This window comes from Sphingobacterium sp. DR205 (assembly GCF_011064245.1).
Lineage (GTDB): Bacteria > Bacteroidota > Bacteroidia > Sphingobacteriales > Sphingobacteriaceae > Sphingobacterium > Sphingobacterium athyrii.
Genome location: NZ_CP049333.1, coordinates 5,385,653 through 5,398,832, shown reverse-complemented (window position 1 = coordinate 5,398,832; position 13,180 = coordinate 5,385,653). Strand labels below are relative to the sequence as shown.

The following is a 13,180-nucleotide window of genomic DNA, read 5'->3' as shown; positions in this document are numbered from 1 at the left end:
GGCAGAATAAAAAGAGCATTATTATTGATTAAGTATCCTTAAAAATGTTCTCTATTTTTATGATAAATTATGCCATTGAAATTGTTTAATAGTGAATTAGAATTTGTAAAGCCTGATTGGAAAGGCAATACGTTAAATAGTGACGGCTTGTATACTAACTTGTATGGCGATGATATTAAGGGGTTTGGTGATCTGTGGCGTTGGATGTCCAGCACCAGGCCACTTACAAAATTTAAAAAAGGACAAGCATCACCCTTAAGTTGGAAACCTATAAGCAATATTATAGATAAAAGTAGAAATGGAATTATTCCTATAGGCCACGCCTGCTTTATTATTGATTTAAATAATATCCGGATACTAATTGACCCTGTTATTGCTCCTAACCTTTTTATGAAACGATATACAGAAGTGCCGTTTCAGATAAATGAGTTAGTTAATGTTGATTACCTTTTACTGTCACATAATCATCGCGATCATATTGATAAAAATAGTGTTATTCAGTTGTGCAAGTATAATCCTGGAGCCATTATTTTAACAGGGTTAGAAATCGGAAAAATTTTAAAAGGTTGGGGCCTAAAAAATGAAATTCAGGAAGCAGGATGGTATCAACGATATAAAACGAAAGAAAACCTTGCTATTGACTATTTACCAAGCCAGCATTGGTCAAGACGATGGATTACCGACACAAACCTAAACCTGTGGGGTTCGTTTATGATACAGGATAAGGTAGCCCAAAAGAATATTTACTTTGCAGGAGACAGCGGCTATGGGGATCATTTCAGTGATATTGGGTATGACTACAATATAGACTTGGCATTGATAGGAATTGGAGCTTATGAGCCTCAATGGTTTATGCACTCAGCACATACAGGGCCATCAGATGCGTTTAAAGCATTCAAAGACTTAAAAGCAAAGTACTGGATGCCTATGCATTATGGAACATTTGACCTTAGTGATGAACCCATTTATTATCCTGAAAAAATACTAAGGGAAAAACACCCTGAAGCACTTACCAATATAATCTGGATGCAAATTGGAGAGAAGATAACTATATCTTAAGTAGTTCATCTACAGCTAGCCAATATCTGAAGCTAAAAAACTCCATAACAGCGAGATGATATGCAATATATTTATCATTTCTGATTTAAAAGCAAATGCATTACATAGCGTTACCATTCATTGCATTATAAAATTGCTATTTTAGTATAGCAAAGATAAAAAGCACCAAATTGGATAGAATTGAAGAGTTTAAACCGGACAATTTTAAAAAAATAATCAATGTCGACCGACTGGCTACCAAAGGTATTTTCAGCGATTTTGTGATTGAATCCCTTACTTCTTTAAATGAAACGGCAATTCTACCTTCCGTTCCTCATCGTAAGACAGTGAACGATTTTGTTTTCATAACAAAGGGTGAGTTGTCAAAAATGGTCTGCTCGGATGTATTCATATTAAAGTCTGGAATGTTGATGCTTTTGCCTGCTTATAAGATCCGGACGATCTTAAAAAAAACAGGAAATATTGAAGGCTTTTACGGTCATTTTTCAGATGATTTCATCAGTGATCTTTCGTCTCAAAAAAAGTTAAAAGAAATTTATAATTATATTGAACTGATCTATAACCCTATTTTCAGTTTTGATAAGGAGGCTGAAAATCGAATTCAATATTTGCTACAGCAGCTCTTTTTACTTTATGAAAAAGATATGGGAGGTAGTCTATTAAAATCCTATTTAAATACCGTCCTGCATGAAATTGCCAATTTCATCCAAACGCTACCGTCGCCTGTATTTTCTCCGAAGGAAGCATTAATACAACGCTTTAGGAGATTAATTACTGATAATATTCAAGAGACCCACAAAATACAGGTGTATGCAGAAATGCTCAATATCACACCCAATCATTTAAATAAATGTGCAAGATCTGTAACAGGGAAAACGGCATCAGCTATTATAAACGAAGCACTAACCATGGAGGCAAAGGCACTTTTGTCATTACCCAACCATACGGTTTCTGAGACTGCATTCGTCCTGGGATTTGAAGATGTTTCCTATTTTTCCCGGTTTTTCAAAAAACATACTAACCTTCAGCCTAGCGAGTATCGAAAAAAGATTGATTTATCCTAGTCTTTGATTTTTTTGTTCTACAATTATGATTAGGATCTGAAGAAATTTGTACTGTCATAAAAGTTAAGAACAAAAAATCAATGGACAGGATATTTTTAATTAATGTATTATTTCTTTTTTCCTTCAAAATTTTCGCGCAGGAAAATGCTGTTCGGGAAGTGAAAAACCCGCCTGTTGTGTTCGAAATTTTACCGGGAACAAGTGGATATGCGGCACAAATGACAGTTAATAAAACATTTCGTGACTTTCCTAAATTCGGATTTTTCAGTGTTACCAATTTTTCCTCGAAATGGAGGGAGACCTATTCCAGAGATATGATGAATCAGATTCATCTCACTTATCAGTTTGCCAAGGGGCTTAAGATTTTAGTAGGAACACATTATACACCCAATTCCGGTTTGCGTCCGAATACGGCGGTTTCATATACTTATTCCTCCCGAACACTTATGTTTTCCCTGATGCCAAGGATTGATTTGTCTAAAAATAGTAATTGGGAAGGATTTGCTATGCTGGAATATAAGCCGCAATTGAATCAGCACTGGAATATTTACACCCGGGTGCAAGGCCTGTATTGTGCAACGGTGAAAAATGGAGATCATGCAAGAAGCTATCTGATGCTCAGGGCAGGATTGAGTTATAAAGATTTTCGTTTTGGTTTAGGAGTCAATTGGGATACATACGGACCAGAGAAAACAAGCAAAGAGAATTACGGAATTTTTATAGCTTCCAACGTCTTCAATTAAAAATGATCGGTAAGCAAAAAACATCTGCATTATTATTCCCAGCGAAATATGGTCATCAGTTGAAGCATAGGGGGGCGGATTATCAATTGTTTCAGATGCTGCTATAAACCGGGATACAATTTCAATAGGGTCACAATTAAATATTCAAAATAATGAAACACATAATTTTTAAAACTTACAGCACATTCACCGGATTAATATTACGGTGTACATTGGGCCTCATTTTTCTGCCACACGGCCTGCAAAAAACAGTAGGATTGTATGGTGGTGCAGGATTTACCGGGACGATAAAAGTCTTTACCGAGCAGCTGCATCTTCCGGCAATTATAGCATTCGCGGTCATTATGATAGAATTTTGTGGGGCTGTTTGCCTCTTGTTGGGACTGGTTACACGATTCTGGGCAATTGCTTACGTAGGTTTATTGTTAGGTATCATGTTTACAACACATTTTGAAAATGGTTTTTTTATGAACTGGTTTGGAAACCAAAAAGGGGAAGGCTGCCAGTTTGATTTATTAGCCATAGGAATAGCAGTCGCTTTAATTGTGGAAGGCGGGGGCAAATATTCAATGGACACATATATTTTTCGAAAAATATCTTTAATATCAAAATAAAGTAATATAGACTTGAACATACAATCATATTTTGAAAAGATTCAATTTCAAAATATTGCCAAGCCAGATTATGAAACACTGACACAATTAGTAAAATTGCAAACACGGTTTATTCCATTTGAAGATGTTGATGCGTTTACTGGCACATCACCATCCCTGCAAATGAATCTATTTTTGAAAAATTGGTTTATCAACAGCGTGGAAGTCCGAATTCTCTACTTTTAAAATAATCCAGTTTTTTTTGGGAGAGGTCAATTAAAGTTCCGAAAAGTTCACCATAAAATCTACAAATGGGATGAAGATCTTTGTAATATCAATTTTAAAACATTAAAATAAAAAGAAAAATGGCAAGAAACGATTTAAATGGAAAAGTAGTCTTAATTGCGGGAGGCGCGAAAAACTTAGGCGGCTTATTAAGCCGTAATTTGGCAGCAAAAGGTGCCAAAATCGTTGTTCATTACAATAGCGATAGTACGAAATCAGACGCCGAGAATACATTGGCAGATATTAACAGTGCAGGCGGAGAAGCATTTATATTCCAAGCAGATTTGACTAATGTAAAGAATATTACTAAACTATTTGATGCAGCAATTGAGAGGTTTGGCGGTGTTGATATTGCTATTAATACAGTAGGAAAGGTTTTGAAAAAGCCTTTTGCCGAAACGACTGAGGAAGAATACGATAGTATGAGTGACATTAATGCCAAAGTGGCCTATTTCTTCATTCAGGAAGCGGGCAAGAGATTAAATGATAATGGAAAAATAAATACAATTGTCACTTCTTTACTTGCAGCATATACAGGGTTTTATTCAACTTATGCAGGTGCTAAGGCCCCAGTTGAGCATTTTACAAGATCAGCCTCCAAGGAATTTGGAGGTAGAGGTATTTCGGTGACTGCCGTTGCTCCGGGACCGATGGACACTCCGTTTTTCTATGGTCAGGAAACAGATGATGCAGTCGCTTATCACAAATCAGCCTCCGCGTTGGGAGGACTAACAGATATTAAGGATATTGCTCCTCTGGTAGAATTTTTGGTAACTGATGGCTGGTGGGTGACGGGGCAGACCATTTTTGCAAATGGCGGGTACACGACGCGATAATGGAAAAAAATAGGACTATAAATTCTTAACAAGTAATAGCCGCCTCTTTGAGGTGGCTTTTTGCATCATAAGCTTACATGCTTAAACCTTTTTTAAACAAAAATATTTGCAGTCTATTAAACCAAACCTTTCACGGACTTGTTCCAGTTGAAAATAATTACCACAATAAACAGCCTATGAATAATCCGGATAAAAACAAATGACCCTAAAGAAGAAAGAGACAACACGACGAATGAAGAATCACAAGTTGAAGAACGCGAGTGGAAAATAGATGAACAGCTTGAGCAATCGTTTTCAGCCAGTGATCCGCCATCATATTCCCGGCCGGGAAACGATAGTGCCGAGTATTGGTAAATTTAAGATCCTAACGACATTTTCTGCATAAAAATTTATTTCGAAATGCCAATATAATACTTTTTTGTGTTTGGTAATCATATGCACTGGTTGGGATCCAATGGGGAATATCAAGATAAAATAAATAGCGATTTTTTCTAGCGGTTGCTGTTAATGGAGATGCTATTAATATATAATAAAGGTATAACCAGATGCCCCAGTTTTTTGAACCCCAAAAAAGGAGCGAATCTTATTCCCTTTGATTAATATATATTGCTCTATTGTATTTTTTGGACTTAGCCTGTATACATTGGTGCGATCTTTCTCCTCTAGATAATGGAATTTGGTCTTTTCATTTTCACCAAATGAATCAAAATGTGAAATTACGTAATCTCTATTTTCAATATCCTTTTTTAATAGAGAAAAATGCTCATTAGCATTGCTCAATGGCTGTCTCAGACTCTTTACCGAGCCTAATGCATGTTCGAAGCCAATTGTGTCTGAATAAATGATATGATCCTTTACAATTTGTTCAGGACTGATGTTCAGATCATAAATTTTTTTATAAAATAGCTCAATTAATTGGCGCTGATCATTTTGGCCTTTATAGAAAGTTGATAGGGCTATGAGCATATTGAATAAGAGAAGTAGAGCTTTCATAATTCATTTACTTTAATAATTATGTCTTCTTTTTGAAAAAGCTTAGTCGCCAGACTCACATCAAAAGGGCCTGATGTTAATCAGACCCTTTCTCTTAGCGTTTATCTGCACAGTAATTTTTATGTTTCCTATCGTTTCCTCTTTTTTGTTTCGTCATCCAATGTGCTTTGAATACTATCGGATTTTCACTGTACGACGCCGATTTTTATGGTTGACCTTTCTGATGAAAGGTAGCTTGTCAGCGGTTTCTATAGGAAGAACAGGAGCTGATCTGAAATAGTTTTTTGGAAAAATTGTTTTTTGGGTTTTTAATACCTGTTACTTCACCTGCACATTTTCACAATTCACCGAGTTTTTCCGATCGTTGGTCTAAAAGCTATAGCCGATAGGTCTGCTGTATTGTAGTTTTGTATCAGCATCTCCAAGGAAAAATGATGCAACAATATTAATATCCTTGCGACAATTAGAAAAGATTAAAAAACTAACAATATAAACTCCATGATGATGAATACTTCCGTAAAAACATTTGTAGTAACAGCCCTAGTTGCGGTATCAACTTTTGCTGTGGGCGCTGAAAAATCAGTATTTATATCAGAAAAATCAACAGTAAATCTATCAACTGCAGATTTTGCACTCGCCCACTACATTGCGGTAACTACCGAAGGTGCGTCAGCAGCTGTTGAGCAGTTGTTTGCTGATGATTTCATCCAAAAGATTCAAGCTTCCAGTCAACAGACTTACGGACGCAGCGCTGTGATTAAATGCTTAAAAAAACAAAAGGGAGAAATTCTGAATTGTAAGGTGATTACGAAGATCGTTGAAAAGTCTGCAGATTATATGATTGCAAAAATTATACTGAAGTTTGAGCGCTTTAGCATTACTGACCTTGTGACGCTGGTCTATGAGGACGGTAGTTGGAAGGTCTCCACTTCGGTTTATTCCTATTAACAAAAAAGAGTTATCAAAAAGTATGTGCTGTAAGCCGTATTATGATATAACGCCTTTTCACATCAAAAGGCCTATTGAAGGCCCGTTTGATGTGAAAATAATGGAGCGCGAGATCAGATCAGCTATAGAGGCTGAATAATAAATTGGCGAAGCAGGAGATAAATGGTCTTAACTGCCCATTGTTGGCATATTGGCGGCTCTTGTCTGTCAATGCGAAGACTAACAAACACACTGAAATCAATAAACCATTAAAAAAGCAAAGAGCTGAGTACCTGAACTGTATGGTGAGCATCGGTTTCTTTCAAAAGTTAGCAGGTTATATGGTGGTCAAGGCGAGCTTCGGTACACCAAAAATGATTTATACAATATATTCTATTGCTAAATTGTTAAAAATGGTTATTTTCTTTACCAATACGGCCGTTTTTTGCTACAATTGTTTGTAATTGTAAACTAATACAATCCATAATAAGATAACGATTTGATTAACCTCAATGGTTAGTCTTCTTCTTGGATAATGCTGTTCCATAAATCGAAGATGGGCCTTGTCTGTTGAAAATCTTATGTAAGGCAGACCGGAGATTCTAAAAGGTGTATGTTAACTTTTAACAATTTATATGTTAACGAATAAAAACTTATGTTTTGTAGCTTTTGCTATGCTATCAGGATTTTGCTGTTTTGGGCAAGGATACAATCGGGTCAAAGTTAAGATAAATCTTCATGGAATTGATAATGAAAAGCTCGTTGTAAGGTTTGATGATGGCATAGTATTGGATGAACTTAAACCAAATCAGGGAGATTCTACCTTGCTTATCGATAGGCCAATTAATACCCCCTATCCCAGAATAGGTATCATTTATAACCGCAAATATTGTGAAAATTACTTTATAGACGACAACGTAGCCGTTTTGAATCTTTTCTACGATGCAAACAAAAAAAATACGCAGGTTTATTCAGATAAAAATATCAATATTACTGTGATTGATACCATTTCCAATAAATTTTATGGGGATCTGAGAAAGGATCAAGAGGTCGAACTATCCAGGTTGACTCCCTTTTTTAAAAAGCATGGCCACGAAATACGCACTAACGATTCTGTTAAATATGAGCTAGTCAGTCTTATAAAAGCAATAAATGCAAAATCAATGAATTTTCTAGCCGCTAACGCCGATGATTTTTTCTCTTTTTACTATTTTAAAGATCAGGTGCTTGGGTTTACAAGTTTTATGGAAAGTGATTCTGAATATTTTACGCATCTTTTAGCGTATTACAATAGCACATTCCCAGAAAAATTCAGACAGACCGGCGAGGGGAAACAGATCGCGACAGATTTAAAGCAGCATATATCTCCTGTGCTCCTAAAAGAGAATATGACTATGCCAGAGATCCATTTTAAAGATAGCCATGGAGACAGCATCTTATATAAGAATCAAAAGGAAAACTTCGTCTTACTTGATTTTTGGGCTAGCTGGTGTAGCCCTTGTGTACAACAAATTGCCGATATAAAAGCATTAGCTGAGCAATTTTCAACGGACAGTCTGAAGATCGTCAGCATTTCCATAGATCGTGATTCGATAAGCCATATCAATAGTATAAAGCAACATAAAATGGATTGGGTACATAGCTTGGATAGAGGAGCGGTACTGAGCGGATCACTGGGAGTCACTAGTGTTCCAACTGTGCTATTGTTAGACCGAAATAGAAAGATTGTTTACTATAAAAATGGCGGGAAACTTGATGTCGATAGAATACGGGCAATCATACGGAAGGATTGATATTCTTTTGTTACAAAAAAAAAAGGAAGATCATGTTGTTTTTTTTATCTTACGGGATAGATTTTCGATTAGCACACTTATTTTAATCAATTCACATGAAAAAATCTTCAAATCCACTTTCTATTTTCTCTTTCTGGGTATTGTCATTTTGCCTGCTTTTATTTATTTCCTGTTCCAAACAAGATGATACAACAGGGGAGAGATTAGTCGCGCTGAATTTTAAGAATATCGTCCTAAGTACAGGATTCACAGATAATGTCGTACCTATCAAAGCCGATAAATGGATCATTTCCTACGTTAAGGATGGATTAACTGGGGAGCTGCTAAGAGATTCTAGTGGCAATGTGCTAGAATTGGAAAGTGTAGGCACAATCCAAATGAAAGAAGGATGGCTAACTTTGGAGAAGACAGCCGACAATGAGTTAAAACTAACGTTGCTGGAAAACTTCAATGAGCAGCCGCGAAATTTTGTGATCGGTATCCAATCGACGGATAGACAAGATGAAATGAGCTTTACTCAATCAAGAGGTGAAGAATACGAACTGATCAATAAAGAAATTGAAGAAGTAAAGGGCAGCCGCAAAGTATATGTTAGCAGCGAGGGATGTAGTTCGATGGTAATAAGAAATGACTCAGGTAAGGAGAAAAATGTAGAGACATTTGAGATCTTTAAAGATGTCAGGTATAGTTCCGAATTCTTGAGCAACAGTTATGGCGCTTTTGACTGGAACAATAAAAAAGATGTCAGTATTTTTATGGATGAGATATTGATAGACGGCGCTAGCCATTGGCAGGGGAAGGTCCCTTACGTTAAAAACAAGACCTTTGAAAGCTATCTTAAACCGGGCAATAGTCAAAAGATATTGCTCAGAGCCCATTCAAGCCTTTCTGTGCGTGGCGAGTTTACCTATCTTGAGCGGATCTGTAATTATACATTTACAATAAAAAATAAAAACTCAGGACATCGATTCAATATAAAGGGAATCTGGAAGCAGAAGGTACCATTGACTCCTCATACGATTCTTGAATAAACAGGTGAAAATTAGTGCGAATTTGCATTTCCATACCTCTCTATACTCCATAGTGGCCAGTTCGCGCAGGAAAAACTTATTGAAAAACTGTGCGGACTATTAACGTATCCTTGGGATATGGAACATGTCACCCACCTGCCGCAACCAGCGTTGCCACATTACCCAAAGATAAAAAAATAGATTCCTGGACGGTTCAAACGCTTTATTGTCAATTGAAATGATAACCAAGCGGAATTTAGCTGTTACATACAGACCATCATCACCGATGGGGACTTTTGCGAGACTCATACCAATCAATTGCAAATAAAAATCAGATATTGTATGGCCTCCAAAAATTAAAAACAGCCGAGCTCGATACTGAGGACGAGGAAGCCATCGCACACTCGTATTCTATATTTTCGCTAAAACATAAAATCGAAATCACAATCGACCTCAATCTATTTATCGCGAATACTTTCCACCCTGTAATATAAACCGGCCAATCCACCGCTAATTCCTTTCTTGTACAGTAAGAACAACAGTCGATTTGAAGTAGTTTAAAAAAAAATATGTACTTTACATGCGGTATTATTGCTGTAGTACATATTACAAAAAGTAATTTTACGATGAAACTAAAAGTTCTCGTTGCCCTTTTAAATACAAGCTTTTTCCTTTGTTCTTGCAATTACAAGAGCTTAACAAATTCGACATGGAAAAATTGTGGTGATAATGTTGGTTTACAGGATATTATTGTATTCGATAGCAGCCATAATTTCGTGCGAAATGACACGGTTTATAATAGGTTAAGTATCGACTCGCCCATCGCGGTAATTGACAGGATTGATACTTATTATGGCGAAAGGAGATTATATCTGAAAAGGCTTTCTGATCGTAAAACGTATAGATTTTGTGAGCAATAATTGACCATGTTAAAATATTTTGATTTATCTAATCAACTCAATATTGACCACCGGCAGATCATAGATTTTTTTGCCCGCAATTACCGCTGATATTCTTATCAATTATGGATGCAGCTAAAGATTTTAAGTACGGAAATATTATTTTGTTTTCTTGCCTTATGATAAGCGCTGAAAGGTTATTTATCTATACTTTTATTTTAGTCAAAAATGATCTTGGGGGAAGAGATAGTTGTGATCCAGGATTATAGATAAAAAGTAACCTTATTATGAGAAAAATCAGCGTTTTAAACTGGGTATCGATCGATGGTTTTATTGCAGGTATTCATGGGGAGACAGATTGGTTTCCCTGGGATAACGAGATTGAGGATTTCTATGAACAGCGGCAGAATAAAGCGGATACCGTTATTTATGGCAGGGAGACTTATGAAGTAATGTCTCAATACTGGTCCGATGAAACTTTGACTGCATCTGATCGCCCATCGTTTGTTAATTTCATGAACAATACACCAAAGATTGTATTTTCAAAATCGCTTGCCAACGCTGTATGGAACAATACAAAAATTGTTAGGGAAGTTAATAAGCGTGATATTGAGTATTTGAAGTGCGGGCAAGGAAGCGATATTCTTATTTACGGAAGCGGTACTATTGTTTCTCAGCTCTCAAAGTTGAAATTAATAGATGAATATGCATTAATGGTGTATCCCGTTGTTCTCGGTTCGGGAAAGCCTTTATTTCCCAATATATCAGATAGGATCAAACTCGATTTAATCACTACTAAACGTTATTCTTGTGGTAGTAATTTACATACTTACCGTCCCTATAATTAATTTTGAAATTAACCTTTAAACAGCAGATTTTGCACTAGACCATTATGTTGCGGTAACAGCAGGAGGTGAATCAGCAGGAGTAGAGCAATTATTTGCTGAAGATGAGATTGAATCACAAAATTGACCGTAATGTTTCAGTGCTGATTTTTAAGTTTCGTTTGGCACCGGAGGATTTAATAAGGTTTATCAAACGAATATTTATACGATCTGTTGATAATATTGCAATGATAACAATTATTAATACAGGTTGAAGACAATCCACCAGTGAATCATGTTTTATTAAGGCTGGGTCGGGAAACGTGGCTTTTTTATATCAAAAGGGCCTGATGTTAATCAGACCCTTTCTCTTAGCGTCGTGTTGTACAGCAATTTTTATGTTTCTTATCGTTTCCTCATCCAACGTTTTTAGCATACTGGATTCTCACTGTACGACGCCAATTTTATGTTGATCCTTTGTCTCGAAAGACAACTAATAGGCATTTTGTATAGTAAGAACAGCAGCTGATTTGAAATAGTTTTATTGAAGCATATTTTTATCAAATAGAACTGTTTTCCACCAGTTTTTTTGCCGTCCATTCAATCTTACTTTTTCCATTCCTTAGCGAATTAAAAAAGGCCGGTTCATTATTTTAACATTTACGTAGATCTTTCATATATCTGAGAACAGAATCCTCTGCTTTATTGTAAGAAATTTTGTCGTTGAATAAATCTTGACGTAAGGTTTTGTAAAGTTGTACCGCATTAGAGAGCGCATTCAGTAGGGATTCTTTATTGTTAAAGGATAATGTACTTTCCAAAGATTTAAAGTCATCATGTGCCAATGTTGTCTCTACTCTGCGTACACCTCTGGGAAGATTTTTATTTTTGATATGAAGAAGAGGACCGAATATTACCATACGTAAATACGCCATAAAATCAAGTGCTTCAAAATATTCACCCCTTCCAATTTTTGTTAGCCCATAATGCAGCCATGTCCAAAATCTGTCCTCGATCCATTGGTAGTCAGGAGTAGGAAATTCTGCTTTAGTCGTGCTAATTATCTTTTGCAACGCTTCGTCGTTATCTAATAAGATGACCGGATCTTCAATTCTGTCGCAAAACTCATCAAGTGTGACAAATTTGATATCAACGTGTAAAAGCGGTTCGTCATACAGACAGATTAATAATCTTTTTTCACCAACATGTTCACCTGTAAAAGCCGATAGCAGGTTTCCGAAACGGCTAGCATACTCGACCATCAGCGATTTGTCTGCGTTCAGATTATCTTTGGTGACTATTACCAAGTCCAGGTCTGACCACTGATCGATTTCATTGGTGACCCACGATCCAGCTCCTGCCAGTCCGACAATAGTCGGGTCATTTTTTAGGATATGAATGACATTTTTTGCAAATTCTTTCTGCATAAGAACCTATTTTGAAATAGCAATATAACGCTTTTTTGTCTGTGATACTAACGTTTTATTTTCGGGTCTTTGTTAATATTTTTGATAGTTCGTCGGGTTTGATATCCAATTACCTTACAGTTTTGGAATTCACCTCCCCATTCCCGCTATTTACCGAGTTTTCCTGCTCATTAATCTAAAGCCCATAGGCTAGGAGCGTGTTGTGCCGTAGTTTTGAGTCAACAAATAAGAACAGATAAACTAACACGATAAAATAAAGACATTATGAACTCATTCGTAAAAACATTCGCAGCAGCAGCCTTGATCGCAGTATCCACTTTCGCTATGGCAGCTGATAAGACAGCACCAAAGACGGAAAAAGCAACAGTAAACCTTTCCACAGCAGATTTTGCGCTGGAGCATTATGTGGCGATCACAAGCCAAGGCGAATCAGCTGGCGTAGAGCAATTATTTGCTGAAGATTTCAGCCAAAAGATCCAGGCTTCCAATGCACAATCTTATAGCCGTGTTGCGGTGATCAAATCCTTGAAAAAGCAAAAAGGTGAGCACCTGAACTGTGCCGTAAGTACCAATATTATCGAAGAGTCAGCCGACTATATGGTGGCTAAGGTGACCATGAAGTTCGAAAACTTCACCAAGACTGACCTTTTGACTCTCGTACGCGAAGGCAATAGCTGGAAGGTATCCAAATCAATCAATTCGTATAAATAAGAGCCATCTCAAGTAA

At 36.6% G+C, this 13,180-nt stretch carries 13 protein-coding genes; 10 read left to right on the top strand and 3 right to left on the bottom strand.

The window, feature by feature from the left end:
- Positions 1-69 precede the first annotated feature (69 nt).
- From G6053_RS23115 to G6053_RS23095, 5 genes are all read left to right on the top strand, one after another.
- Entirely contained in the window at positions 70-1,059 is a 990-nt protein-coding gene (locus G6053_RS23115) for an MBL fold metallo-hydrolase (protein WP_165308670.1), read from the top strand.
- A gap of 170 nt (positions 1,060-1,229) precedes the next feature.
- Positions 1,230-2,123, top strand: a complete 894-nt coding sequence (locus G6053_RS23110; RefSeq protein ID WP_165308669.1) for an AraC family transcriptional regulator — start codon at positions 1,230-1,232, stop codon at positions 2,121-2,123.
- An 80-nt stretch (positions 2,124-2,203) separates the two neighbouring features.
- Positions 2,204-2,866 (top strand): hypothetical protein, encoded by a 663-nt coding sequence (locus tag G6053_RS23105; protein WP_206531806.1) that lies wholly within the window; start codon positions 2,204-2,206, stop codon positions 2,864-2,866.
- A 152-nt stretch (positions 2,867-3,018) separates the two neighbouring features.
- The gene (locus tag G6053_RS23100; RefSeq protein WP_165308668.1) at positions 3,019-3,480 is read left to right on the top strand and encodes a DoxX family protein; all 462 of its coding nucleotides are present in this window, start codon (positions 3,019-3,021) and stop codon (positions 3,478-3,480) included.
- A gap of 344 nt (positions 3,481-3,824) precedes the next feature.
- Complete coding sequence (locus tag G6053_RS23095; protein ID WP_165308667.1) at positions 3,825-4,580, top strand: SDR family oxidoreductase; 756 nt, start codon at positions 3,825-3,827, stop codon at positions 4,578-4,580.
- 519 nt (positions 4,581-5,099) lie between these two features.
- Here G6053_RS23095 and G6053_RS23090 read toward each other — a convergent pair.
- Positions 5,100-5,573, bottom strand: a complete 474-nt coding sequence (locus G6053_RS23090; protein ID WP_165308666.1) for a hypothetical protein — start codon at positions 5,571-5,573, stop codon at positions 5,100-5,102.
- Positions 5,574-6,071: 498 nt separating this feature from the next.
- On the opposite strand from G6053_RS23090, the gene G6053_RS23085 reads away from it, so the two are divergent.
- From G6053_RS23085 to G6053_RS23075, 3 genes are all read left to right on the top strand, one after another.
- Positions 6,072-6,521, top strand: a complete 450-nt coding sequence (locus G6053_RS23085) for a nuclear transport factor 2 family protein (RefSeq protein ID WP_165308665.1) — start codon at positions 6,072-6,074, stop codon at positions 6,519-6,521.
- A gap of 614 nt (positions 6,522-7,135) precedes the next feature.
- Positions 7,136-8,293: a TlpA disulfide reductase family protein gene (locus G6053_RS23080; RefSeq protein WP_165308664.1), complete on the top strand. Its 1,158-nt coding sequence runs from the start codon at positions 7,136-7,138 to the stop codon at positions 8,291-8,293.
- 95 nt (positions 8,294-8,388) lie between these two features.
- On the top strand, positions 8,389-9,324 hold the full coding sequence (locus G6053_RS23075) for a hypothetical protein (RefSeq protein ID WP_165308663.1): 936 nt from the start codon (positions 8,389-8,391) through the stop codon (positions 9,322-9,324).
- Positions 9,325-9,423: 99 nt separating this feature from the next.
- On the opposite strand, the gene G6053_RS23070 is transcribed toward G6053_RS23075, so the two are convergent.
- The gene (locus G6053_RS23070; RefSeq protein WP_165308662.1) at positions 9,424-9,612 is read right to left on the bottom strand and encodes a hypothetical protein; all 189 of its coding nucleotides are present in this window, start codon (positions 9,610-9,612) and stop codon (positions 9,424-9,426) included.
- Positions 9,613-10,489: 877 nt separating this feature from the next.
- Between G6053_RS23070 and G6053_RS23065 the strand changes: the two genes are divergently transcribed.
- Positions 10,490-11,050: a dihydrofolate reductase family protein gene (locus G6053_RS23065; protein WP_165308661.1), complete on the top strand. Its 561-nt coding sequence runs from the start codon at positions 10,490-10,492 to the stop codon at positions 11,048-11,050.
- 629 nt (positions 11,051-11,679) lie between these two features.
- Here the strand turns inward: G6053_RS23065 and G6053_RS23060 are convergent.
- A complete protein-coding gene (locus G6053_RS23060) occupies positions 11,680-12,453 on the bottom strand; it encodes an aminoglycoside 6-adenylyltransferase (RefSeq protein WP_165308660.1) in 774 nt (257 codons plus the stop codon).
- 264 nt (positions 12,454-12,717) lie between these two features.
- Here G6053_RS23060 and G6053_RS23055 point away from each other — a divergent pair, with 264 nt between their 5' ends.
- Positions 12,718-13,164, top strand: coding sequence for a nuclear transport factor 2 family protein (locus tag G6053_RS23055; protein WP_165308659.1), 447 nt, complete (start codon positions 12,718-12,720; stop codon positions 13,162-13,164).
- The last annotated feature ends 16 nt before the right edge of the window (positions 13,165-13,180 follow it).

Coding starts and splice junctions, on each gene's coding strand:
- G6053_RS23090 (WP_165308666.1), bottom strand. CDS start 5,573: ATGAAAGCTCTACTTCTCTTATTCAATATGCTCATAGCCCTATCAACT.
- G6053_RS23095 (WP_165308667.1), top strand. CDS start 3,825: ATGGCAAGAAACGATTTAAATGGAAAAGTAGTCTTAATTGCGGGAGGC.
- G6053_RS23085 (WP_165308665.1), top strand. CDS start 6,072: ATGATGATGAATACTTCCGTAAAAACATTTGTAGTAACAGCCCTAGTT.
- G6053_RS23080 (WP_165308664.1), top strand. CDS start 7,136: ATGTTAACGAATAAAAACTTATGTTTTGTAGCTTTTGCTATGCTATCA.
- G6053_RS23060 (WP_165308660.1), bottom strand. CDS start 12,453: ATGCAGAAAGAATTTGCAAAAAATGTCATTCATATCCTAAAAAATGAC.
- G6053_RS23105 (WP_206531806.1), top strand. CDS start 2,204: ATGGACAGGATATTTTTAATTAATGTATTATTTCTTTTTTCCTTCAAA.
- G6053_RS23070 (WP_165308662.1), bottom strand. CDS start 9,612: ATGAGTCTCGCAAAAGTCCCCATCGGTGATGATGGTCTGTATGTAACA.
- G6053_RS23075 (WP_165308663.1), top strand. CDS start 8,389: ATGAAAAAATCTTCAAATCCACTTTCTATTTTCTCTTTCTGGGTATTG.
- G6053_RS23055 (WP_165308659.1), top strand. CDS start 12,718: ATGAACTCATTCGTAAAAACATTCGCAGCAGCAGCCTTGATCGCAGTA.
- G6053_RS23115 (WP_165308670.1), top strand. CDS start 70: ATGCCATTGAAATTGTTTAATAGTGAATTAGAATTTGTAAAGCCTGAT.
- G6053_RS23100 (WP_165308668.1), top strand. CDS start 3,019: ATGAAACACATAATTTTTAAAACTTACAGCACATTCACCGGATTAATA.
- G6053_RS23065 (WP_165308661.1), top strand. CDS start 10,490: ATGAGAAAAATCAGCGTTTTAAACTGGGTATCGATCGATGGTTTTATT.